At 68.9% G+C, this 21,577-nt stretch carries 21 protein-coding genes; 9 read left to right on the forward strand and 12 right to left on the reverse strand.

Features of this window, described 5'->3' with window-relative positions:
* The 5 genes from ACE3SG_RS26040 to cysS all read right to left on the reverse strand — a co-directional run.
* The coding region (locus tag ACE3SG_RS26040; RefSeq protein WP_374569163.1) for an aspartate kinase at positions 1 to 613 on the reverse strand (613 nt) is incomplete at its 3' end.
* A gap of 169 nt (positions 614 to 782) precedes the next feature.
* On the reverse strand, positions 783 to 2,102 hold the full coding sequence (gene tilS, locus ACE3SG_RS26045; protein WP_374569164.1) for a tRNA lysidine(34) synthetase TilS: 1,320 nt from the start codon (positions 2,100 to 2,102) through the stop codon (positions 783 to 785).
* Positions 2,103 to 2,206: 104 nt separating this feature from the next.
* The gene (locus tag ACE3SG_RS26050; RefSeq protein WP_374569165.1) at positions 2,207 to 3,178 is read right to left on the reverse strand and encodes an acetyl-CoA carboxylase carboxyltransferase subunit alpha; all 972 of its coding nucleotides are present in this window, start codon (positions 3,176 to 3,178) and stop codon (positions 2,207 to 2,209) included.
* Between the two features lie 17 nt (positions 3,179 to 3,195).
* Positions 3,196 to 3,852, reverse strand: a complete 657-nt coding sequence (locus tag ACE3SG_RS26055) for a DNA-3-methyladenine glycosylase (RefSeq protein WP_374569166.1) — start codon at positions 3,850 to 3,852, stop codon at positions 3,196 to 3,198.
* A gap of 78 nt (positions 3,853 to 3,930) precedes the next feature.
* Entirely contained in the window at positions 3,931 to 5,334 is a 1,404-nt protein-coding gene (gene cysS / locus ACE3SG_RS26060) for a cysteine--tRNA ligase (protein WP_374569167.1), read from the reverse strand.
* Positions 5,335 to 5,514: 180 nt separating this feature from the next.
* Here cysS and ACE3SG_RS26065 point away from each other — a divergent pair, with 180 nt between their 5' ends.
* From ACE3SG_RS26065 to ACE3SG_RS26080, 4 genes are read left to right on the forward strand one after another with little or no spacing between them, the layout of a single operon-like run.
* Entirely contained in the window at positions 5,515 to 6,114 is a 600-nt protein-coding gene (locus ACE3SG_RS26065) for a peptidylprolyl isomerase (protein ID WP_374569250.1), read from the forward strand.
* A 2-nt stretch (positions 6,115 to 6,116) separates the two neighbouring features.
* Positions 6,117 to 6,620, forward strand: coding sequence for a peptidylprolyl isomerase (locus ACE3SG_RS26070; RefSeq protein WP_374569168.1), 504 nt, complete (start codon positions 6,117 to 6,119; stop codon positions 6,618 to 6,620).
* A 43-nt stretch (positions 6,621 to 6,663) separates the two neighbouring features.
* The gene (locus tag ACE3SG_RS26075) at positions 6,664 to 7,398 is read left to right on the forward strand and encodes a UDP-2,3-diacylglucosamine diphosphatase (protein ID WP_374569169.1); all 735 of its coding nucleotides are present in this window, start codon (positions 6,664 to 6,666) and stop codon (positions 7,396 to 7,398) included.
* Between the two features lie 4 nt (positions 7,399 to 7,402).
* Positions 7,403 to 8,185, forward strand: a complete 783-nt coding sequence (locus ACE3SG_RS26080; protein ID WP_374569170.1) for a zinc-dependent peptidase — start codon at positions 7,403 to 7,405, stop codon at positions 8,183 to 8,185.
* Here ACE3SG_RS26080 and ACE3SG_RS26085 read toward each other — a convergent pair.
* The gene (locus tag ACE3SG_RS26085; protein WP_374569171.1) at positions 8,158 to 9,183 is read right to left on the reverse strand and encodes a helix-turn-helix domain-containing protein; all 1,026 of its coding nucleotides are present in this window, start codon (positions 9,181 to 9,183) and stop codon (positions 8,158 to 8,160) included. The two genes, ACE3SG_RS26080 and ACE3SG_RS26085, sit on opposite strands and share 28 nt — an antisense overlap.
* Before the next feature lie 122 nt (positions 9,184 to 9,305).
* Between ACE3SG_RS26085 and eat the strand changes: the two genes are divergently transcribed.
* From eat to eutC, 3 genes are read left to right on the forward strand one after another with little or no spacing between them, the layout of a single operon-like run.
* Positions 9,306 to 10,682, forward strand: a complete 1,377-nt coding sequence (gene eat, locus ACE3SG_RS26090; protein WP_374569172.1) for an ethanolamine permease — start codon at positions 9,306 to 9,308, stop codon at positions 10,680 to 10,682.
* A 25-nt stretch (positions 10,683 to 10,707) separates the two neighbouring features.
* Positions 10,708 to 12,117 (forward strand): ethanolamine ammonia-lyase subunit EutB, encoded by a 1,410-nt coding sequence (locus ACE3SG_RS26095; RefSeq protein WP_374569173.1) that lies wholly within the window; start codon positions 10,708 to 10,710, stop codon positions 12,115 to 12,117.
* Positions 12,114 to 12,914, forward strand: coding sequence for an ethanolamine ammonia-lyase subunit EutC (gene eutC, locus ACE3SG_RS26100; RefSeq protein ID WP_374569174.1), 801 nt, complete (start codon positions 12,114 to 12,116; stop codon positions 12,912 to 12,914). The genes ACE3SG_RS26095 and eutC overlap by 4 nt, the downstream gene beginning before the upstream one ends.
* Before the next feature lie 3 nt (positions 12,915 to 12,917).
* Here the strand turns inward: eutC and clpA are convergent, their stop codons facing one another.
* Both clpA and clpS read right to left on the reverse strand, forming a co-directional pair.
* The gene (clpA, locus tag ACE3SG_RS26105) at positions 12,918 to 15,230 is read right to left on the reverse strand and encodes an ATP-dependent Clp protease ATP-binding subunit ClpA (protein ID WP_374569175.1); all 2,313 of its coding nucleotides are present in this window, start codon (positions 15,228 to 15,230) and stop codon (positions 12,918 to 12,920) included.
* Positions 15,227 to 15,583 carry an ATP-dependent Clp protease adapter ClpS gene (clpS, locus tag ACE3SG_RS26110; RefSeq protein ID WP_374569176.1) on the reverse strand — a complete coding sequence of 119 codons (357 nt, stop codon included), beginning with the start codon at positions 15,581 to 15,583 and terminating at the stop codon, positions 15,227 to 15,229. Before clpS ends, clpA begins: the two co-directional genes overlap by 4 nt.
* A gap of 246 nt (positions 15,584 to 15,829) precedes the next feature.
* Here clpS and ACE3SG_RS26115 point away from each other — a divergent pair, with 246 nt between their 5' ends.
* On the forward strand, positions 15,830 to 16,060 hold the full coding sequence (locus ACE3SG_RS26115; protein ID WP_374569251.1) for a cold-shock protein: 231 nt from the start codon (positions 15,830 to 15,832) through the stop codon (positions 16,058 to 16,060).
* Between the two features lie 336 nt (positions 16,061 to 16,396).
* Positions 16,397 to 16,879 carry a hypothetical protein gene (locus ACE3SG_RS26120; protein WP_374569177.1) on the forward strand — a complete coding sequence of 161 codons (483 nt, stop codon included), beginning with the start codon at positions 16,397 to 16,399 and terminating at the stop codon, positions 16,877 to 16,879.
* On the opposite strand, the gene ACE3SG_RS26125 is transcribed toward ACE3SG_RS26120, so the two are convergent.
* Genes ACE3SG_RS26125 through ACE3SG_RS26140 form a run of 4 tightly spaced genes read right to left on the reverse strand, consistent with a single transcriptional unit; the run spans position 16,819 to position 21,541 of the window.
* Positions 16,819 to 18,021, reverse strand: coding sequence for an ABC transporter permease (locus ACE3SG_RS26125; protein ID WP_374569178.1), 1,203 nt, complete (start codon positions 18,019 to 18,021; stop codon positions 16,819 to 16,821). The genes ACE3SG_RS26120 and ACE3SG_RS26125 overlap by 61 nt on opposite strands.
* Positions 18,018 to 19,211 carry an ABC transporter permease gene (locus ACE3SG_RS26130; RefSeq protein ID WP_374569179.1) on the reverse strand — a complete coding sequence of 398 codons (1,194 nt, stop codon included), beginning with the start codon at positions 19,209 to 19,211 and terminating at the stop codon, positions 18,018 to 18,020. Before ACE3SG_RS26130 ends, ACE3SG_RS26125 begins: the two co-directional genes overlap by 4 nt.
* A 2-nt stretch (positions 19,212 to 19,213) precedes the next feature.
* Positions 19,214 to 20,206, reverse strand: a complete 993-nt coding sequence (locus tag ACE3SG_RS26135) for an HlyD family secretion protein (RefSeq protein WP_374569180.1) — start codon at positions 20,204 to 20,206, stop codon at positions 19,214 to 19,216.
* 6 nt (positions 20,207 to 20,212) lie between these two features.
* Complete coding sequence (locus ACE3SG_RS26140; protein WP_374569181.1) at positions 20,213 to 21,541, reverse strand: TolC family protein; 1,329 nt, start codon at positions 21,539 to 21,541, stop codon at positions 20,213 to 20,215.
* Positions 21,542 to 21,577 lie beyond the last annotated feature (36 nt).

A 21,577-nucleotide genomic window follows, 5' to 3' on the forward strand; every position in this document is an offset into this window, starting at 1 on the left:
GCATCTCTTCGAAGGTGATGGTGTGCAGGCGGCGCGCCTCGGGCACCACGCGCGGATCGGTGGTGTAGACGCCGTCCACGTCGGTGTAGATCAGGCACTCGTCGGCCTTCATCGCGGCGGCCACCGCCACGGCAGAGGTGTCCGAGCCGCCACGCCCCAGCGTGGTGATGTTGAGGTCTTCGTCGACGCCCTGGAAGCCGGTGATGATGACCACCTTGCCACCGGCCAGGTCGGCCCGCACGCGGGCATCGTCGATGCTCTGGATGCGCGCCTTGGTGAACGACGAATCGGTCTTGATCGGCACCTGCCAGCCGTTGTAGCTGACGGCTTCCATGCCTTCGGCCTGCAGGGCCAGCGACAGCAGTCCCACCGAGACCTGCTCGCCGGTGCAGGCGATCATGTCCATCTCGCGCAGCACGGCCGGGCTGTGGCTGGCCGGCGCAACCTCTTTGGCCAGGCCCAGCAGGCGGTTGGTTTCGCCGCTCATGGCCGAGGGCACCACCACCATCTGGTGGCCGGCACGCGCCCATTTGGCGACCCGCTTGGCCACGTTGCGAATGCGCTCGGTCGACCCCATCGAGGTGCCGCCGTACTTGTGAACAATCAGTGCCATGGCCTTGTCGAGAGTGCTCGCTGGAGTTTCACAACCGGGAGTGCCGCAGGGCTGCGGCCGCAGCGCCACCGCAAAAGCAACGGCGCAAACCGACCCAGTTTAGCTGCTGCGCTGCAGCAATCGCTGACACGTCACCAACAAGAAAACCGGGCTTCGCGTGGGGCGAAGGCTACACCCGGGTGGCCGGTTTCCAGTGGATCGCCAGCTGCGGCTCGCCCGGGGCGGCCCATGCCCGGGCATCGATGCCGAGGCCGGGCACGAAGATCAGCTGGTTCGCCGTGGCCACGATCGGGCCGCCCCGCTGCCAGGCCGGCACGCCGACCGCCTGGAACTGCTTTTTCAGGCTGCGGGCGGTGCTGCGCGGAGCGCGCTGGAACTGGTCACCGGGCAGGCGCTCGCGCAAGCCAGCCTGGGCCAGCAGCGCGCGTGGCACGCCGCCCTGCGCCACCACCGCCAGCTCGAGCGTGCCGCCCCAGGCGGGCAGCGCGAACTGGCCGGGCTGGTCGAGCCGGATCGGCGCTGCATTGGGTGTGGTGGTCGCAGCGGTCGCAGCGTTGGGCGGCGCCAGGCTCGACAGGGTCAGGCGCCCTCGGTACAGCCGCAGCTCGCACGCCGCGCCCATCGGCCAACGCGACGCGCGGGCATGTGGCAGCTCGAGCAGCAGCCGCTCGATCAGCGTCTCGCGAACGCCCTCTTCGGCGGACGGCCGCAACCAATGGCGAAGCACCGCGGCCTGGCGGGCCGGCGACAACGCCTTCCACGCCGCCACGATGATCCCGGCGCCCGGCTCGCCCCGCAGCGCCGCGAGATCAGCGTGCGCCACCTCGTCCACCAGCGCCGCCGCCTGCTGCGACAACCGGGCCGACTGTGCCAGCGCCGCTTCGGCGTGGGCAAACGCGGCCAGCAAGGCCGGCCAGACATCGTGTCGCAGTCGGTTGCGGTCGAAACGCGTGTCCTGGTTGCTGTCGTCGTCGATGTGGGTGAGCCGGTATCGCGCCACATAGGCGGCGATCGCCTCGGCCGGCTGGTCGAGCCACGGCCGGCACCACAGCAGGCCCTCGCGCTCGGCCTCACGCGGCATCGCAGCCAGGCCAGCCGGGCCGGCGCCGCGCAATGCCTGGAGCAGCAACGTCTCGGCCTGGTCACGCCGGTGATGGGCCAGCAGGACCACCTGCGCCCCGGCCTCGTGCGCCATCTGCGCCAGCGCGGTGTAGCGACCGCGCCGCGCCCAGGCTTCGATGCTTTCGCCGCGCGCCGGCGCGCCGCTCAATCTCATCGTGGACAAGCGCACCGGCAGGCCCGCACGGGCCCAGCGCGCGCACTGCCGTTGCAGGTGTTGTTGCCAGCTGTCGGCGGCCGGGTTCAGGCCGTGGTGCACATGCAGCGCCACCACGTGGGCGCCCTGCCCCTGCGCTGCGCGCGCGGTGGCGTGCAGCAACGCGGTGGAATCTCGGCCGCCGCTGGCGGCCACGGCCACGACGCGATCCACAGCCGGCACCGTCAGCGCGAGTGCGGCCGGCGCAGGGCCGCTCCCGAGTGGCCGCGCCACCCGCACGGCGGGTGGTGACGGCGCGCCGTCACCGGGTGCGCCATTCAGCGCGCCGTCGTGTCGTTGAAGCGGCCGTAGCTCTTGAGGCGTTCGTAGCGACGGGCCAGCAGCTCGGCGGTGTTGAGGTCGGCCACCTGGCGCAGCGCGTCGACCAGGCCACGCTTGAGCTGCGCGGCCATCTGCTTCGGGTCGCGGTGGGCGCCGCCCACCGGCTCGTTGACGATCTTGTCGATCAGGCCCAGCGCCTTCAGGCGGTGCGCGGTGATGCCCAGCGCGTCAGCGGCGTCGGACGCGCGCTCGGCCGTCTTCCACAGGATCGACGCACAGCCTTCGGGCGAGATCACCGAGTAGACCGAGAACTGCAGCATCAGCACCTGGTCGCCCACGCTGATGGCCAGCGCGCCGCCCGAGCCGCCCTCGCCGATGATGGTGGTGATGATCGGCACTTCGAGTTGTGCCATCTCGAAGATGTTGCGGCCGATCGCTTCGGACTGGCCGCGCTCTTCGGCGCCCACGCCCGGGTAAGCGCCCGGCGTGTCGACGAAGGTGAACACCGGCAGGCCGAACTTCTCGGCCAGCTTCATCAGGCGCAGCGCCTTGCGGTAGCCCTCGGGGCGCGGCATGCCGAAGTTGCGCAAGCCGCGCTCCTTCGTGTCGCGGCCTTTTTGCTGGCCGATCACCATGCAGGCCTGGCCGTTGAAACGGGCCAAGCCGCCGACGATGGACTGGTCATCGGCGAACGCACGGTCGCCGTGCAGTTCCTGGAATTCGGTGAAGATCTCGTTGACGTAGTCCAGCGTATAGGGCCGCTGCGGGTGGCGCGCGATCTGCGTCACCTGCCAGGGGTTCAGCTGGGTGTAGATGTCCTTCGTGAGCTGCAGGCTCTTCTTGTCCAGCCGCTCGATTTCTTCAGAGATGTCGACGGCCGACTCGTTCTGCACGTAGCGCAGTTCTTCGATCTTCGACTCGAGCTCGGCGATCGGCTGTTCGAATTCCAGGAAGTGGCGTTTGCTCATCGGTTGATTCTCGCAGGTCAGTACTCGACGGGCAGCGGATCGAGGCTGCGCCAGAGATACCAGGTGGCGACCGAGCGGTATGGTGCCCAGCCCTCACCCAACTCGCGCGCTTCGGCGCGCGACACCGGTTCACCGCTGAAATAGCTCAAGGAAATACCCTTGAGCAGGCCCAGATCGTCCAGCGGCAGGACGTTCGGGCGCATCAGGTGGAAGATCAGGAACATCTCGGCCGTCCAGCGGCCGATGCCCCGGATGGCGACGAGTTCGTCAATGATCGCCTCATCGTCCATCTGCTGCCACTGCTTGACGTGCACGGTGCCGTCGGCAAAGTGGTGGGCGAGGTCGGTGAGGTACTCGGCCTTGCGGGCCGACAGGCCCACGCCGCGCAGCGTCAGCGCGTCCAACGCCAGCACGTCGTTGGGTGCCAGGCGGGTGGACGGGCCCCCGACAACGGCGGCGAACTTGTCCCACACCGACTGCGCCGCCTTGACCGAGATCTGCTGGCCGACGATCGAGCGGGCCAGCGTGGTGAACGCATCACCGCGGCTTTGCAGGCGCGCTTCGCCGAACTGCGGGATCAGCTTCTTCATCACCCGGTCGCGCTTGGCGAGGTGTTTGCAGGCGTCGTCCCAGTAGTCCGGCGTGACTCCCGCCGGATTCACCTTGGTGGCCATCTCAGTGCTGCCCCGCCGCCCGAAGGCCTTGAGGCGCCGCGCCAAAGGCGGGCTGTCGAAGTTCGCGCTGAGACTTCATCAAGCCTTGACCCAGGTGGTGCCTTGCGGCGTGTCTTTCAGCATCACGCCAGCGGCCAGCAACTCGTCGCGGATGCGGTCGGCGGCGGCGAAATCGCGGGCCTTCTTGGCGGCGTTGCGCGCCTCGATGCGCTCGTTGATCGCCGCTTCGCTCAGGCCCGAGCCCGCGCGCAGGTAGGTGGTGGGCACCTGCTGCAGCACGCCCAGCGTGCCGGCCAGCGCGCGCAGCGTGCGCGCCGCTTCGGTCGAGCCACTGCGGTTGACTTCGCCCGCCAGCTCGAACAGCACGGCCATCGCACCGGGCGTGTTGAAGTCGTCATCCATCGCGGCCTTGAAGGCCGCAGCAGCCGGCTGCTGCCAGTCGATCGCTGCGTTGTCTTGCGGCGAGCCACCGGCCTCGAGCGCGGTGTAGAGGCGCCGCAGCGCGCTGCGCGCATCGTCGAGGTTGGCGTCGCTGAAGTTGAACGGGCTGCGGTAGTGCGTGCGCAGCATGAAGAAGCGCAGCGTCTCACCGTCGTAGCGCTGCAGCACGTCGCGGATGGTGAAGAAGTTGCCAAGCGACTTCGACATCTTCTCGTTGTCGACGTTGAGGAACCCGTTGTGCAGCCAGTAGTTGACGAACGGGTGGCCCAGCGCGCCTTCGCTCTGCGCGATCTCGTTTTCGTGGTGCGGGAACTGAAGGTCCATGCCGCCGCCGTGGATGTCGAAGCGCTCGCCGAGCACGGCGCAGCTCATCGCCGAGCACTCGATGTGCCAGCCCGGGCGGCCGGGGCCGTAGGCGCCGTCGTACTTGGCGTCGGCCGGCTCCTCGGGCTTGGCGGCTTTCCACAGCACGAAGTCGAGCGGGTCTTGCTTGCCTTCGGCCTGTGCCTTCGATTTCAGGTCGCGGTCGGCCAGGCCGGCGCCGGCTTGCAGGTCGTCGATCGACTTGCCGCTGAGCTTGCCGTAGCCCGGGAACTTGCGCACGGCGAAGTTCACGTCGCCATTGCTCGCACGGTAGGCCAGGCCTTTTTGCTCAAGCGTGCCGATCATCGACAGCATCTGCGGCACGTATTCGGTGGCGCGCGGCTCATGCGTGGGCGGCGCGGCGCCGATGGCGCCCAGGTCTTGCCGCATCGCCGAGATCATTTCGTCGGTCAGCCCGCGGATGCTGATGCCCCGCTCGACCGCACGCCGGATGATCTTGTCTTCGATGTCGGTGATGTTGCGCACATAGGTGACCTGGTAACCACTGGCCTGGAGCCAGCGGTAGACCACGTCGAAGGCCATCATCATGCGCGCGTGGCCCATGTGACACAGGTCGTAGATGGTCATGCCGCACACGTACATGCGGGCATGCCCAGGCTCGATGGGGACGAAGTCTTCGACCCGACGGGTCAGGGTGTTGTAGATGCGCAGGGCCATCAACGAGGGTGATCAACGGGCGCGGTGGCGTCGCCGGGGAAGCGGTGGGCTGCAGTAGCCGAACGCCCGTTGTGCGGGGGTCGCTAGAATCGTCTGAGTATAGCCAAGGAGACTTTTGACGTGACATCGACTGCCACCGGGGCATCCACTATCTTTCGCGGCCTGGGCCGCCGCAGCTGCCTGCTCGGCCTGAGCCTTGCGCTCGGCGCACTGGCCACGCTGCCCGCGCAGGCCCAAGGCACGACCGCACCCGAAGCCCCTGCCTCGGGCGCTCCGGCCGCCGCCGGGCCGAAGGTGCGGTTGTCCACCAGCATGGGCGACATCGTGCTCGAGCTGTACAAGGACAAGACGCCCAAGACCGTCGACAACTTCGTGCAATACGTGAAGGCCGGTCACTATGACGGCACGATCTTCCACCGCGTGATCGAGAACTTCATGATCCAGGGCGGCGGCATGAAGCCCGACCTGAGCGAGAAGCCGACCCGCGCGCCGATCCCGCTGGAAAGCCGCACCGGCCTGTCCAACGTGAAGTACACCGTGGCGATGGCGCGCACGATGGTGCCGAACTCGGCCACCTCGCAGTTCTTCATCAACGTCAACGACAACGTCTTCCTCGACCAGCCGAACTCGCGCGACGGCGAAGGCTACGCGGTGTTCGGCAAGGTGATTGCCGGCACCGATGTGGTCGAGAAGATCAAAGCTGTCGAGACCAAAGCCAAGGGCCCGCACCAGAACGTCCCGGTGCAGCCCGTCATCATCAAGAAAGCGACGTTGGAGTAAACATGACCAAGACCGTAGAACTGACCACCAGCGCAGGCGTGATCCGCCTCGAACTCGACGACGCACTGGCCCCGCAAAGCGTGGCCAACTTCCTGTCGTACGTGAAGAAGGGCCACTACGACGGCACCGTGTTCCACCGTGTCATCAAGGGTTTCATGGTGCAAGGCGGCGGCATGACGCCCGACATGAAGCAAAAGCCCACCGACGCGCCGATCCAGAACGAAGCCAACAACGGCCTGAAGAACGACAAGTACACCGTGGCGATGGCGCGCACCAATGCGCCGCACTCGGCCACCTCGCAGTTCTTCATCAACACCAAGGACAACGGCTTCCTGAACTTCACCGCCGAGTCGGCCAGCGGCTGGGGCTACTGCGTGTTCGGCAAGGTCGTGGCCGGCCAGGATGTGGTCGACACGATCGAGAAGGTGCGCACCGGCACCAAGGGCTTCCACGACGATGTGCCGCTCGAAGCGGTGACGATCGACAAGGCCGTCGAGATCGCCTGAGCCTGTGCTGCCGCGGATCGAGTTGCCACCGTCCACCCGGACGGTGGATTTCATTTCAGACCTGCACCTGAGCCCCGATCTGCCGCAGACCCTGTCCGCGCTGCAGCAGTACCTGGCAACCACGCGCGCCGATGCGCTGTTCATCCTCGGCGACCTGTTCGAGGCCTGGGTGGGCGACGATGCCGCAGCCCTGCCCTTCGAAGCCGAATGTGTCGGCCTGCTGGCGGCCTCGGCCCGGCAGCGGCCGTTGTATGTGATGCGCGGCAACCGCGATTTCCTGCTGGGGGCGGCGTTCTTCGAAGCCACCGGCGCCGTCGACCTGCCCGACCCGGTGGCGCTGCATGCGCCAGGGGTCTCGCCCGAGCCGGTACTGCTGAGCCACGGCGACGCGCTGTGCCTGGACGACACCGCCTATCAGCAGTTTCGCGCCCAGGTGCGGCAACCGGCGTGGCAACAGGCCTTTCTGGCCAAGCCACTGGCCGAGCGCCAGGCCATCGGTGCGCAGATGCGCGCCGCCAGCCGCGAACACCAGCAACGCGCGCAGCCGATCACCTATGCCGATGCCGACCCCGGGCTGGCCCAGCAGTGGCTCGCGCAAGCCGGCGCGAAGACGCTGGTCCACGGCCACACGCACCGCCCGCAAAGCGAGCAACGCGCCGAAGGCTGGGTGCGCCACGTGCTGAGCGATTGGGACTGCGACCACGGCCCATCGCCGCGGGCCGAGGTGTTGCGCTGGTCGGCCCAGGGCTTCACGCGCCTGGCGCCTGAAGCGGCCTGACACGATGGTGCTGCCCCGCCTGCTGCGCCGCGTGTCGCGCTGGCGCGAGACACGCGCCCTCGAGCGCCACGCGATCCCCGACGAGCTGTGGGCGACGATCCTCGCCGCGTACCCTTTCATCGCCGCGCGCTCGGCTGAAGACCAGCAGGCGTTGCGCACGCTGAGCAGCCTGTTCCTGTCGCGCAAGGAATTCCACGGCGCGCAGGGCATGCAGGTGACCGACGAGATGGCGGTGGCGATTGCCGCCCAGGCCTGCCTGCCGATCCTGAAGCTGGGCCTGGAGGCCTACGACGGTTTCGTCGGCATCGTCGTCCACGCCGACGAGGTGGTGGCCGCGCGCGAGGTGATGGACGAAGACGGCGTGGTGCACCAGTACGACGAGGTGCTCACCGGCGAGGCGATGGAAGGCGGGCCGGTGATGCTGGCCTGGGCCGACGTGCTGACGGCGGGCGAATCGGCCGAGCTGGCCTACAACGTGGTGATCCACGAATTCGCGCACGTGCTGGACATGGCCGATGGGGCCGCCGACGGCGTGCCGCTGCTGCCGACCGACGCCGCCCGCGAGGCGTGGATCGCCTGCATCGACGCTGAGTACGAGCGCTTTGCCGACCGCATCGACGCCGGCGACGAAGACACCGTGCTCGACCCCTACGGCGCCGAAGCGGTGGAAGAATTCTTCGCCGTGGCCGTCGAGGCGTTCTTCGTCGCGCCGGGCGCAATGCGCGCCGAACACCCGGCCCTGTACGCCCTGTTCGCCGGCTACTTTCGGCAGTCTCCCGCCGGCTGAAGCCCCCACGCGGACGCGCGCAGCAGCGTGTCCGACGGCCGCTCGCCAAACTGGTGCCGGTAGTCGCTGGCGAACTGGCTCAGGTTCCAGAAACCCCACGCTGCCGCGGCCTCGCGCACCGAGGTCGTGCCCCACCCGCCACGCAACGCGCGCCGCGCACCGTTCAGCCGAATGCTGCGCAAGTAGGCCTTCGGGCTCATCGCGGTTTCCGCCTCGAATGCGTATTGCAGCGTGCGGCGGCTGATGTGCAGCCGCGCGCACAGCTGCGGCACGCTGGGCACCGCCGCCGGGTTCTCGGCGATCCACTCGTGCACCTGCTGCACCACGTGGCGGCGGGCGGTGGCGTTGCAGCGCACGGCCTCGGGCTCGGCCGGGCGTTCGAGCAGATCGACCACCGCGTCGAGCAAGGCCTCTTCAAGGCTGCCCACGGCCGCAGCGGCCTGCCGGTGGGCATCATCGGCCGCCCCGGCCAGCGCCAGCACCGCCCGCAGGCGCGCCTGCGCCAGCCGGCGTTGCGGGCCCGTGACCTGCAGCCACGGCGCCCGGTCCACCATCGGCCAGGCGATGGCCATGCCGGTCGCCTGCGCGTGCCGCTGCAGCGCGGCGCGGTCGATCACCACACCCAGGATGTCGTGCCCGGCCGGGCTGACCAGCTCGAACCGCGCCGCCTGCCCGCACACCATCACCCCGTGCTCGCCGACCAACCGGCCATCGATGCGCGAGCCGTCTTGCACCGCCGTGATGCCGCACCACACCGCCCCCGGCCACACCTCGCAGCGCTGGCGCAAGGCCTGGCTGGTGCGCTCGCGAAACACCTGCGCGCCGCCGGTCGACAGCTGATCGAGGCGGCCGACAAATGCGCCAGCCGTCAACTGGTCGTACCGCTGCTGCCAACCGCTCAAGCGCGCGGCGTGCTCGTCCACATCGTGGGCCAACAGCGACTGGTGTTGCCAGCCCGCTCTCCAAGCCGGTGCATCGTGCGCGCCGATCGTGCTCATGAAGTTTGCCGATTCTCGATAACGCTCAAGTTGCCAGCACCCGTACCCTTGCCCCCACCGCCGTGACCGGGTCCAAGCAAAGGCCAGGCCACATGGTTGCCCCAACCTGCTTGGAGGACTGCATGGACCCCACCACCCCTCGCCCAGCCCTGAACAAGTCGCTGGGCACCTGGCAACTCTGGGGCATCGCCGTCGGGCTGGTGATCTCGGGCGAGTATTTCGGCTGGAGCTACGGCTGGGCCTCGGCCGGCACGCTGGGCTTTCTGATCACCGCGGGCTTCATCGCGCTGATGTACGCCACCTTCATCTTCAGCTTCACCGAGCTGACCACGTCGATCCCGCACGCCGGCGGCCCGTTCGAGTACAGCCGGCGCGCCTTTGGCCCGACCGGCGGCTACGTGGCCGGCTTCGCGACGCTGGTCGAGTTCGTCTTCGCGCCGCCAGCGATCGCGCTGGCGATCGGCGCCTACCTGAACGTGCAGTTCCCGGCGCTCGACCCCAAGCTCGCGGCCGTCGGCGCCTATGTCGTGTTCATGGCGCTGAACATCGCCGGCGTGCAGATCGCGGCCAGCTTCGAGCTGTTCATCACCGTGGTCGCGATCTTCGAGCTGCTGGTCTTCATGGGTGTCGTGGCGCCCGGCTTCTCGATCGCCAACTTCGCCAAGGGTGGCTGGTCGGGGCAAGACGGCTTCAGCGCCGCGTCGATCCCGGGCATGTTCGCCGCCATTCCGTTTGCGATCTGGTTCTTCCTGGCGATCGAGGGTGTTGCGATGGCGGCCGAAGAGGCGAAAGACCCGAAGCGATCGATCCCGATCGCCTACATCGCCGGCATCCTGACGCTGCTGGCGCTGGCCGCGGGCGTGATGCTGTTCGCCGGCGGCGCTGGCGACTGGACCAAGCTCGCCAACATCAACGACCCGCTGCCGCAGGCGATGAAGATCATCGTCGGCGAGCAAAGCGGCTGGCTGCACATGCTGGTGTGGCTGGGGTTGTTCGGCCTGATCGCCTCGTTCCACGGCATCATCCTCGGCTACTCGCGGCAGATCTTTGCGCTCGCCCGCGCCGGCGTGCTGCCCGGTGTGCTGGGCCGGGTGCACCCGCGCTTTCACACGCCGCACTGGGCCATCCTCGCCGGCGGCGTGGTGGGCATCGTCGCGATCTTCAGCGACGAGCTCGTTTCGTTCGGCGGCCAGACGCTGACCGCCAACATCGTGACGATGAGCGTGTTCGGCGCGATCGTGATGTACATCGTCAGCATGGCCAGCCTGTTCAAACTGCGCCGCAGCGAGCCCGGCATGGTGCGGCCGTTCCGCGCGCCGCTGTACCCCTATTTCCCCGCGTTTGCGCTGGCCGCCGCGGTGGTGTGCCTGGTGACGATGGTCTATTACAACCTGCTGGTCGCCGGGCTGTTCTTCGCCCTCGGCCTGCTCGGCTACGCCTATTTCAGGCTGACCGGGCGGGCCCAGGCCACCGGGGGCACACTGCAGTCTGCCGCGTGAGATCGGCCGCGCGCCCAGGCCCCACATGCCCGCTTTCCAGCACCGCATCGGCGTTCAGACCTACCAGTTCGACAGCCTCGCCACCCTGCTGGCGCGGGCCTCGCCCGAGCGCTCGGGCGACCACCTGGCCGGCGTGGCGGCGCAGTCCGCGCAAGAGCGCGTCGCCGCGCAGATGGCACTGGCCGACCTGCCGCTGACGCAGTTTCTGCAAGAGGCCATCGTCCCCTACGAGACCGACGAGGTCACCCGGCTGATCATCGACGGCCACGATGCGGCAGCCTTCACCCCGGTGGCCAGCCTGACCGTCGGCGGCCTGCGCGACTGGCTGTTGTCCGACACGGCCGACAGCGACACGCTGCGCGCGCTCGCGCCGGGCTTGACGCCCGAGATGGTGGCCGCCGTGTCCAAGCTGATGCGCAACCAGGATCTGATCCTCGTCGCGCGCAAGTGCCAGGTGCAGACCCGTTTTCGCAGCACCATCGGCCTGCCCGGCCGCCTGTCGACCCGGCTGCAGCCCAACCACCCGACCGACGACCCCGCCGGCATCGCCGCCAGCGTGCTGGACGGCCTGCTCTACGGCAGCGGCGACGCGGTGATCGGCATCAACCCCGCGACCGACAACGTGCCGCAGGTGATGCGCCTGCTGCAGATGCTGGACGCGGTGATCGCGCAGTACGAGATCCCCACCCAGTCTTGCGTGCTGACGCATGTGACCAACACCCTGCAGGCGATCGAGCGCGGCGCGTCGGTCGACCTGGTGTTCCAGTCGATCGGCGGCACCGAGGCCACCAACCGCAGCTTCGGCATCGACCTGGCCCTGCTGGCCGAGGCCCGCGAGGCGGCGCTCAGCCTGCAGCGCGGCCGCGTGTTCGACGACGACGGCCAACGCGGCGGCCATGTCATGTACTTCGAAACCGGCCAGGGCAGCGCGCTGTCGGCCAACGCCCACCACGGCTGCGACCAGCAGACGATCGAGGCCCGCGCCTACGCCGTGGCGCGGCGCTTCAAGCCGCTGCTGGTCAACAGCGTGGTCGGCTTCATCGGGCCCGAATACCTGTTCGACGGCAAGCAGATCATCCGCGCCGGGCTCGAAGACCATTTCTGCGCCAAGCTGCTCGGCCTGCCGATGGGCTGCGACATCTGCTACACCAACCACGCCGAGGCCGACCAGGACGACATGGACGTGCTGCTGACGCTGCTGGGCGTGGCGGGGGTCACCTTCATCATGGGCATCCCCGGCTCCGACGACGTGATGCTGAACTACCAGACCACCTCGTTCCACGACGCGTTGTACGCGCGGCGCGTGCTGGGCCTGCAGCCGGCGCCCGAGTTCGAAGCCTGGCTGCAGCGCATGGGCGTGTTCGACCCGCGCCGCCCCAACCAGCTGGCCGACGCCATGCCGGCCGGCTTCGCCCACCTGCTGCCACCGCCGTGAAGCCGACCGTTGTCCCCAACCCCTGGTCGACCCTGCGGCGCTTCACGCCCGCGCGCATCGCGCTCGGGCGCAGCGGCACCAGCCTGCCGACCGCGCCGCAGCTCGCGTTCCAGCTGGCGCACGCCCAGGCGCGCGACGCCGTGCACCGCAGCTTCGATGCCGATGGCACCGCCCAGGCCATCCAGGCGCTGGGGTTGCCGACCCAGGTGGCGCGCAGCGCGGCCACCGACCGCCCCACCTACCTGCAGCGGCCAGACCTTGGGCGGCGGCTGGACGAAGCCTCTGCCGCCGCCTTGCGGGGGCCGGCCATGGCCAGCGACCTGGCGCTGGTGATCGCAGACGGTTTGTCGGCCCTGGCCGTCGAGCGGCACGCCGTGCCTTTGCTGGCTGCGCTGCTGCCCCTGCTGCGCGGCGCCAACCCGCCGTGGTCGCTGGCGCCGGTCGTGCTGGTCCACCAGGGCCGCGTGGCCATCGGTGACGAGATCGGCGCGCTGCTGCAAGCGTCGGCGGTGCTGGTGATGATCGGTGAGCGGCCCGGCCTCAGCTCGCCCGACAGCCTGGGCCTGTACCTGACCTGGGCGCCGCGGCCCGGGCGCACCGACGCCGAGCGCAACTGCATCTCGAACATCCGGCCCGAAGGCCTGCCGTACGACGACGCGGCGAACCGCGCCGCCTGGCTGCTCAACGCGGCGCGCGCGCGCCAGCTCACCGGCGTCGCGCTGAAGGACGAAAGCGAAGCGCCGCCGGCTCTTGCGAGCACGGCGGCGCCGGGTTTTGTGTTGACGGACGGTCGCTGAGCCTTACAGCACCGTCGCCTCGGCCTTGGTCGGCTTGTCGCCGCTCTTGCCCGGCGGCTGGATATCCAGCAGCGTGTGGCCTTCGGCGTCCACGTCGACCGTCAGGCGGCCACCGTCGACCAGGCGGCCGAACAGCAACTCGTCGGCCAGCGCGCGGCGGATCGTGTCCTGGATCAGTCGCTGCATCGGCCGCGCACCCATCAGCGGGTCGAAGCCCTTCTTGGCGAGCTGCTTGCGCAGCGCGTCGGTGAAGGTGACCTCGACCTTCTTCTCGGCCAGTTGCTGCTCCAGCTGCAGCAGGAACTTGTCGACCACGCGCAGGATGATTTCTTCGTCGAGCGCACGGAAGCTGACGATCGCATCGAGCCGGTTGCGGAACTCGGGCGTGAACAGGCGCTTGATGTCGCCCATTTCGTCGCCCTGCTCGCGCCGGGTGGTGAAGCCGATCGTCGACTTGTTCATCGTCTCGGCGCCCGCGTTCGTGGTCATGATGATGATCACGTTGCGGAAGTCGGCCTTGCGCCCGTTGTTGTCGGTCAGCGTGCCGTGGTCCATGACCTGCAGCAGCACGTTGAAGACATCGGGGTGGGCCTTCTCGATTTCGTCGAGCAGCAGCACCGCGTGCGGCTTCTTGGTGACGGCCTCGGTCATCAGGCCGCCCTGGTCGAACCCAACGTAGCCCGGGGGCGCGCCGATCAGCCGGCTCACCGCATGGCGCTCCATGTATTCGCTCATGTCGAAGCGGATCAGCTCGATGCCCAGGATGTAGGCCAGCTGCTTGGCGACTTCGGTCTTGCCAACGCCCGTGGGGCCGCTGAACAGGAAGGCGCCGATCGGCTTGTCCGATTTGCCCAGGCCCGAGCGGGCCATCTTGATCGCGGCCGAGAGTGCGTCGACGGCCGGGTCTTGGCCAAACACCACGCTCTTCAGGTCACGCTCCAGGCTCTTGAGCTTGCCGCGGTCGTCGCTCGACACCGACGCCGGCGGAATGCGCGCGATCTTCGCGACGATTTCTTCGACCTCGTTGCGGGTGATGGTCTTCTTCTGCTTGCTCTTGGGCAGGATGCGCTGGGCCGCACCGGCCTCGTCGATCACGTCGATCGCCTTGTCGGGCAGGTGGCGGTCGTTGATGAACTTGGCCGACAGCTCAGCCGCGGCCTGCAGCGCACCCAGCGCGTACTTCACGCTGTGGTGCTCTTCGAAGCGCGACTTCAGGCCCTTGAGGATCTCGACGGTCTGCTCGACCGACGGCTCGACCACGTCGACCTTCTGGAAGCGGCGTGACAGGGCCGCATCTTTCTCGAAGATGCCGCGGTACTCGGTGAAGGTGGTTGCGCCGATGCACTTCATCGCGCCCGACGACAGCGCCGGCTTGAGCAGGTTGCTCGCGTCCAGCGTGCCACCCGACGCGGCGCCGGCGCCGATCAGCGTGTGGATCTCGTCGATGAACAGGATCGACTTGGGGCTTTCTTTCAGCTGCTTCAGCACGCCCTTCAGGCGCTGCTCGAAGTCGCCGCGGTACTTGGTGCCGGCCAGCAGCGCGCCCATGTCCAGCGCGTAGACGGTGGCATCGGCCAGCACTTCGGGCACGTCGCCCTCGGTGATGCGCCAGGCCAGGCCTTCGGCGATCGCGGTCTTGCCCACGCCGGCCTCGCCGACCAGCAGCGGGTTGTTCTTGCGGCGGCGGCACAACACTTGAATGACGCGCTCGACTTCGCTTTCGCGGCCGATCAGCGGGTCGATCTTGCCTTCGCGGGCCTGCTGGTTCAGGTTGGTGGTGAACTGGTCGAGCGGCGAGCCCTTGCCTTCGGCGGCGCCGTCTTCCTTCTCGCCGTCACCCGAGCTGCCCTCGTTGCCCTTTTGCGGCTCGGGCGGGTCGGACTTCTTGATGCCGTGGGCGATGAAATTGACCACGTCGAGCCGGGTGACACCCTGCTGATGCAGGTAGTAGACGGCGTGCGAGTCTTTCTCGCCGAAGATCGCGACCAGCACGTTGGCGCCGGTCACTTCCTTCTTGCCGCCGCCGGTGGACTGCACGTGCATGATCGCGCGCTGGATCACGCGCTGGAAACCGAGCGTCGGCTGGGTGTCGACCTCTTCGGTGCCACCCACCGTGGGGGTGTTCTCGCGGATGAACGCGACCAGGCTCTTGCGCAGGTCCTCGATGTTCGCCGCGCAGGCGCGCAGCACTTCGGCCGCAGAAGGGTTGTCCAACAACGCGAGCAGCAGGTGCTCGACGGTGATGAACTCGTGCCGCTGCTGGCGCGCCTCGACGAACGCCATGTGCAGGCTGACTTCAAGTTCCTGGGCAATCATGCGGCCTCCATAATGCATTGAAGCGGGTGTCCCGAGCGACGCGCAGCGGCGAGCACCAGCTCGACCTTGGTGGCCGCGACGTCTTTCGAGAAGACGCCGCAGACAGCCCGACCCTCATGGTGAATCTTCAACATGATGAGGGTGGCGGCTTCAAGATCAAGCCTGAAATATTCCTGCAGCACCATCACGACGAATTCCATCGGCGTGAAGTCGTCGTTGAGCATGACGACCTGGTACATCCGGGGTGGTTTGGTCCGTGCTGCTTTCTTCTCGGCGACAACCGAGCCTTCACCCTCGTCCGGCCGTGTGACCGAGGGTGGCAAAGCAGGCGGCTTGGGCGCTTTTGAAGGCATGAAATCAGTATAGCCAGTTGACCCTGGCAGCACAGAGGCACGGCCATCTTCGCCGCAAACGACAACAGGCCATTGAGTGAAAAACCGCCGTCGCTTGCCCCTAATCTCCAGGGGTGGCAGCGTTGCCTGTCTGCTGAACGCATGATGGACATCGCGTCACGCCATTGACAGCGCCGAACCGAGCCCACAAAAATAGCCGCACAAGCCCCTCCACAAAGGGCGTCGGGGAGTAGTGATATGGACTTGATGGGTACCGTCAAATGGTTCAATGACGCCAAAGGCTTTGGCTTCATCGAGCCGCAGGGCGGCGGCGACGACGTTTTCGCCCACTTTTCGGCCATCCAGATGGATGGCTTTCGCACCTTGAAGCAGGGCAGCCAGGTCGCATTCGAACTGGTGCAGGGCCCCAAGGGTCACCTGGCTCAGAACATCCGGGCGGTTGACGCCTCGGCGGCGTCCGAAGAACGACCGAGCTGAGCCTCGCGCCGCTGGCTGCATGGCGGGGTGGCCGGCAGGCGCGTTCAGAGCCCAAAACAACGGCGTGGCAGCGCGGCGAGCGCGGCCGCGGCATGGCTTCGTCTGCGAACGACAGATTTCCCAGGGCCGACCGGGCGCGCTGGCGCTTGGTCACGCGTGTCGGTTGCTGATGAATGGCGCATACGCGGCGGGGCGCCGCCAGCCGTGGCGAACTTCTTTACACACGATGCCGTTGCGGGCAGCCCCCGGCGTGGGCGGGGCCGGCTGGGGCGGCACACGCTTTGCTCCACCGCCGGCATGCCTGTCAAGCCGCCCATCGATCCTGGAGTTCCGCCGATGACCAGCCTTCGCCAACGCCTGCGCCACCGCGCCGGCAGCATCTTGCCGCTGGGCGCGATGGCCAGCCTGCTGTCGATGGCCGCACTGGCCCTGCGCGGCCACGCCGAGGCCGGCAGCGCCGCGGCCCCGTTCAACGCCGTGAGCCACCGGTTGCGCCCCGGCCGAGCCCTGCGGCTGGACACCGCTCACCCGCGGCACACCGCGCTCGGTGCCGCGGTGCACGCCGGCAGCTCGGTGTTCTGGGCCGCTGTCTATGACGAGGCGGTGTGCCGGCGCCAGCCGCCGCCCTCGCCCGCCGGGTTGATGGCCGGCGCGGCCGGTGTCGCGGCGCTGGCGGCGGTGGCCGACCTGGCGCTCGTGCCCGCGCACTCGGCGCCGGGCGACGCGCACCGGCTGTCGCAGCGTGGCCGGGCGCTGACCTATGCCTTGTTCGCCGCCGGCCTGGCCGCCGGAGGGCTGGCCGCGCGCCGCTGGCGGTGAGCCTCGGCGCGGGCCACGCGCCGCCAGCGCCACAGGCCGAGCCCGACGCTGGCCACCAGCAGCCCACCCAGGCCCGCGGCCTCCACCGCCACCTCGCCCAGGTCGGCGCCCAGTTGGTTCAACGCCACAAGGCCCTGGATGCCGGGCGTCGACGGGACCAGCCAGCGCAAGGCCTGCAGCGCCGGCGGCAAGGCCTCGACCGGCCAGGTGACGCCCGAGAGAAACATCACCGGCATCGCGGTGCACAGCAGCAGCTGCGCGCTGCGCTCACGCGAGCGGAACAGGTTGCCGACCATGATCGCGTAGGCCGCCACCGTGAAGGCGAACAGCAGCGTGAACGTCAGCAGCCCGCCGAAGTTGCCGCCGCGCGGGTAGTCCTGCCACCAGAAGACGAAGCCGAAGTAGTACAGGCTGTTGATCAGCGGCACGCAGGCGATGGCGCACAACATGCCGGCGTAGCCCGCCGCGCTGCGCCGGACCGGAAAGTGGCCCCGCTCGGCCCAGGTGCCGAACATCAGCGTCACCGCCAGCAGCAGCGTCTGCTGGATGATCAGCACCGCCGCCGCCGGCACCACATAGGCGCCGTAGCCTTCACGCACATTGAACAGCGCGACCGGGTTCAGGCCCAGCGGCGAGCGCTGCGCCTGGGCCTGCGCGCCCGACGGCGTCGTGGCCGACAGGCGCTTGATCTCGATCCCGGCCGACACCGTGCCCACGGCCTGGGCGAAGCCGTTCAGCGCGGCCTTGTTCAGCATCATGTAGACGCCGTTGCCAGCCACCTCGACCTCGGCCGCGCGGCCGGCCGCCACCTTGCTTTGCAGCCCGGCCGGGATGAACAGCATGCCCGCCGCCTCGTTGCGCCAGATCAGGTCTTGCGCGTCGCGAAGGTCGGGCGTGACCGCGATCACGCTGATCGACGGGTGCGCCGAGGCATAGCGGGTGATCTGGCGCGACAGCGCGCTGTGGTCCTGGTCGACCACCGCCACCGGCACCCGCTGCACGCTCTCTTTTGCATACGGCAGCGGGTAGAAGAACGAGTAGACGATGCCGCCGGCGAACAACAGCGTCAGCGCCGCGCTGTCAGACAACATCGCCCGCCAGGTGGCCACGAACGCCCGGGCCAGTTCGCGCAGCGCCTTCATGTGCGGCCCCACGCCGCTGGCGCCTCGGCCCGGCGGCTCAGCAGCAGAAACCCCAGCACCAGCGACACCCCCGCAAAGCCCGCCAGCACCAGCGCGTCGTTCACGCCATAGCCCGCCGGCGCGCCGGCCAGCCAATGCCGGCTTTGCAGCTGCAGGTAGTGCGTCAGCGGCAAGGCCTCGGCCCAGGCCCGCGCGGCCGCCGGCATCGCCACCAGCGGAAAGCCCTGGCCCGAGAACGCGAAGGCCGGCGCGGTGACGAACGCCGCCACCGACAGCGCCAGCCGCAGGTTCAAGGTCGCCGCGATCATCAAGGTGCCCAGCCCCAGGTAGGCTGCGATCAGCAGCGCCAGCCCGGCCACCACCATGCCCGCGCTGCCCTCGATCGCCCAGCCCCGCACCGCGGTGAAGAACACCAGGTACAGCAGCGCCTGCACCGCAAACGCAGCGGCCGGAATGGCCAGCTTGCCGGCCAGCGCCGGGCCCCAGCGCCCGCCGGCCGCCGCCAGCCACTGCGGCACCGTGCCGGCTTTCAGCTCGCGGCCGATCGCGGTGATGGCTGCCAGGGCGACAAAAGCCTGCAACAGCGACGGGATCACCGCCAGCGCCAGGAACGATTCGTAGTTCGCGTTCTCGTTGAACAGCGTCACCAGCCGGATGCGGATCGGCTCGTAGGCCACGGTCGCCTGCTTGACCGACGCACCGCGCTTTTCACGCCCGGTCAGCTCGGCGCCCGCCGACAGCGTGGCCACGACCGTGCGCACATCGCGGCTCAGGCCACCCACATGGGCCGAAAACTGGCCGTTGTAGAACCACTGCACAGAAGCGCTGCGGCCGTTGCCCAGCTCGCGCTGCAGGCCAGACGGGATCAGCACGATGCCAAACGCCTCGCGCTCACGCAGCAGGCGCTGCGCCTCGCCTTCTGTCGCCACCTGCGCCGCCACGCGAATACCAGGCGACTCGTCCAGCATGCGCATCAGCGAGCGCGACAGGCTGGAGCCATCGCGGTCGATCACGACGATCGGCAGGTCGCGCGCCACGCCGGCGCTGAAGATCCACCAGGTCAGGCCACACAGCAGCAGCGGGATCCAGCTCAGCATGCCGAGATCCCACAGGTCGGCGCGCAGGCGCCGCCACTCGCGCGCCACCACCGCGGCCAAGCCGCCGGGCCCTGCGCGGGTGTCGCCGGCCACGATCACTGCGGCGCGAAGACCACGCTCATGCCGGGCCGCAGGCCGGGCGGCACCTGCGCCGGCCGCAGGCGGATCTCGAAGGTGCGCAGGTCGGTGCCGCCCGGGCGCGCCGCGCGCCAGGTGGCGAAATCGGGCAGCACCGCGATCGAGCTGACCTTGAAGACCAGCTCGGTCTTCAGCGCCGGCACCTGGCCGTTGTGGGCGCTGCCCATCGTGAAGGCGCTCATCTCGTCTTCGCGCACCTGCAGCACCGCCCAGGTGTCGGCCAGGTTGACCAGCGTGACGACCGGAAAGCCCTGCGGCGCCAGCTCGCCCGGCTGGATCTGCACCTTGGCCACCTCGCCGGCGATCGGCGCCTTGATCTTCGTCTCGGCCTGCGCGACCTCGGCCTCTTGCACCACGCCGCCCACCTGCAGCGCCTGCGCCTCGGCCGCGCGTTTGTCTTCAGCGCGCGCACCGTGTTTGGCCATCTCGTACTGCGCCTTGGCGGCGTTGGCTTGCTGGTCGGCGGCCTGCCATTGCGCCTCCGCCTCGTCACGCTTCTGGCGCGCCAGCACGCCCTCTTTGAACATCGCGTCGACGCGGTCGAAGGTGGTGCGGGAGATGCGCGCGGCGGTCTGCGCGCGTTCCCACGACAGGCGCGCCATCTCCACCTCTTCCGGCCGCGCGCCGGCCTGCGCCTTGGCGGACACGGCCTGCGCCGCCGCTTGTGCCGACTTGGCCTGGGTGATCTTGGCAGCGACCTCGGGGCTGTCCAGCTCGAACAACAGCTCACCCGCCTTCACCGCCTGGCCGATGCGCACGTGCACCTGCCCCACCCGCCCCGGCACTTTCGACGAGACGTTGACCTCTTGCGCCTCGATCTGCCCCTGCAGCGGCAGCACACGTGGCGCGAAGGCCTTGCTTAACCCCCAGGCCACGAAACCGGCGACGCCCACGCCGACCACGACGAGGCCCAAGGTCTTGGCGATGGATGCTTTCTTGCGTTCAGCCATGGCCGTTCATTCCAGCGTGAAGGTGATGTCGGCGCTGCGGGCGTAGTCGGGCAGGCGCTCGGGTTGGCCACAGGCTTCGAGCAGGCGCGCCAGCGCCAGCACATAGTCGTAGGCGGCCTGCGCGCGCTCGGTCTCGCTCTTGGCCAGGTTCAGCCGGGCGTCGGTCACGTCGAGCGTGGTGCCCTGCTGCTGCGAAAAGGCGACCGTCTGCAGGCGCAGGTTTTCGCGCGCCAGCTTCAAGGTCGAGTCCATCGACAACACCTGCGCCCGGGCGTTTTCCATCGTGCGCCACTGGTTCTCGATCAGCGTCGGGATGTCGCGCTTGGCCTGCTCTGCCGTTTCGTCGACCCGTTGCCTGTCCAGCTTGGCGGCCAGCGCCGACTTGCCGTGGTCCACATGCCCGACCAGCGGGATGCTGACGAACAGGCCGACATACCAGTTCGGCTGCACCAGCTTGTCGTCGCTGCGGTTCAGGTTGTAGTTGCCCACGCCGAACACCACCGGTGAAAACTCGCTGCCCTGCAGCTTGATCGCCTGGTCGGCCTGGTCGCGCTTGCTGGCCAGCTTGCGCCACGCCGGGTGGTGCGCCATGCCCAGCTCGATGAAACTCTGCAGGCTGCCGACCGAGCCCGTGTGCACGAACAGCGGCGTGGTCGGGCGAACATCCGCCTCGGCGCCCACCTGCCGGCGCAGCGCCACGCCGGCGATCTCGACATCGCTGCGCGCCTTGGCCAGGTCGCGCCTGGCGCCGTCCAGTGCCACGTCGGCCTTCAGCCGGTCGGCGGTGGATATCAAGCCCGTGCTCTCCAGCCGTGCCGCCTGGCGCTGGTGCTCGGCGATGCCGGCCGCGGCATCGGCGCGCACCTTGGCGGCCAGTTGCGCGAGTTGAAGCTGGAAGTAGCGCTGCGCGGTGGTCGAGGCGGCCTTGTCCTGCGCTTCTTGCAGGTCGGCCTGGGCCTCGCCGATGCGTGCTTCGGCCACGCCCCGCACCGCCTCGAGCCGGCCACCGGTGTACAGCGGCCAGTTGGCCGACAACCCGACCGAGCTGAGGTTGAACTGGCGCGTCGTCGACACGGTGTTGGGCAGCGGCGGAATGTCCAGCCCGGTGGCCGCGTCGACCCCGGCGATCAACGGGTTGGCCGCGGCCGACAGGCGCGAGATGTCGAGGTTGAAGCTGGTCGAGACGCGGCCGGCAAAGCCCGACAGGCTGACCGCCGGGCCGCTGAGGTTGGACACGGCCTCGGCCCGCAGGCCCTTGGCCTCGGCGTCCAGCGCCGCGCCGCGCACGCTGCCCGAGGTCTGCATGCCCCGCGCCAGCGCCTGGCTCAAGTCCATCGGTTCGGCATCGGCGGCGCAGGCCGACGCGGCCGC

Source organism: Ideonella sp., from assembly GCF_041914305.1.
Taxonomy (GTDB): domain Bacteria; phylum Pseudomonadota; class Gammaproteobacteria; order Burkholderiales; family Burkholderiaceae_C; genus Ideonella.

Excerpts from the sequence above, each read along its gene's own strand:
- ACE3SG_RS26050 (WP_374569165.1), bottom strand. The coding sequence starts at position 3,178 with ATGAGCAAACGCCACTTCCTGGAATTCGAACAGCCGATCGCCGAGCTC.
- ACE3SG_RS26055 (WP_374569166.1), bottom strand. The coding sequence starts at position 3,852 with ATGGCCACCAAGGTGAATCCGGCGGGAGTCACGCCGGACTACTGGGAC.
- cysS (WP_374569167.1), bottom strand. The coding sequence starts at position 5,334 with ATGGCCCTGCGCATCTACAACACCCTGACCCGTCGGGTCGAAGACTTC.
- ACE3SG_RS26070 (WP_374569168.1), top strand. The coding sequence starts at position 6,117 with ATGACCAAGACCGTAGAACTGACCACCAGCGCAGGCGTGATCCGCCTC.
- ACE3SG_RS26080 (WP_374569170.1), top strand. The coding sequence starts at position 7,403 with ATGGTGCTGCCCCGCCTGCTGCGCCGCGTGTCGCGCTGGCGCGAGACA.
- ACE3SG_RS26085 (WP_374569171.1), bottom strand. The coding sequence starts at position 9,183 with ATGAGCACGATCGGCGCGCACGATGCACCGGCTTGGAGAGCGGGCTGG.
- eat (WP_374569172.1), top strand. The coding sequence starts at position 9,306 with ATGGACCCCACCACCCCTCGCCCAGCCCTGAACAAGTCGCTGGGCACC.
- ACE3SG_RS26095 (WP_374569173.1), top strand. The coding sequence starts at position 10,708 with ATGCCCGCTTTCCAGCACCGCATCGGCGTTCAGACCTACCAGTTCGAC.
- clpA (WP_374569175.1), bottom strand. The coding sequence starts at position 15,230 with ATGATTGCCCAGGAACTTGAAGTCAGCCTGCACATGGCGTTCGTCGAG.
- clpS (WP_374569176.1), bottom strand. The coding sequence starts at position 15,583 with ATGCCTTCAAAAGCGCCCAAGCCGCCTGCTTTGCCACCCTCGGTCACA.
- ACE3SG_RS26115 (WP_374569251.1), top strand. The coding sequence starts at position 15,830 with ATGGGTACCGTCAAATGGTTCAATGACGCCAAAGGCTTTGGCTTCATC.
- ACE3SG_RS26120 (WP_374569177.1), top strand. The coding sequence starts at position 16,397 with ATGACCAGCCTTCGCCAACGCCTGCGCCACCGCGCCGGCAGCATCTTG.
- ACE3SG_RS26125 (WP_374569178.1), bottom strand. The coding sequence starts at position 18,021 with ATGAAGGCGCTGCGCGAACTGGCCCGGGCGTTCGTGGCCACCTGGCGG.
- ACE3SG_RS26135 (WP_374569180.1), bottom strand. The coding sequence starts at position 20,206 with ATGGCTGAACGCAAGAAAGCATCCATCGCCAAGACCTTGGGCCTCGTC.
- ACE3SG_RS26140 (WP_374569181.1), bottom strand. The coding sequence starts at position 21,541 with ATGGACTTGAGCCAGGCGCTGGCGCGGGGCATGCAGACCTCGGGCAGC.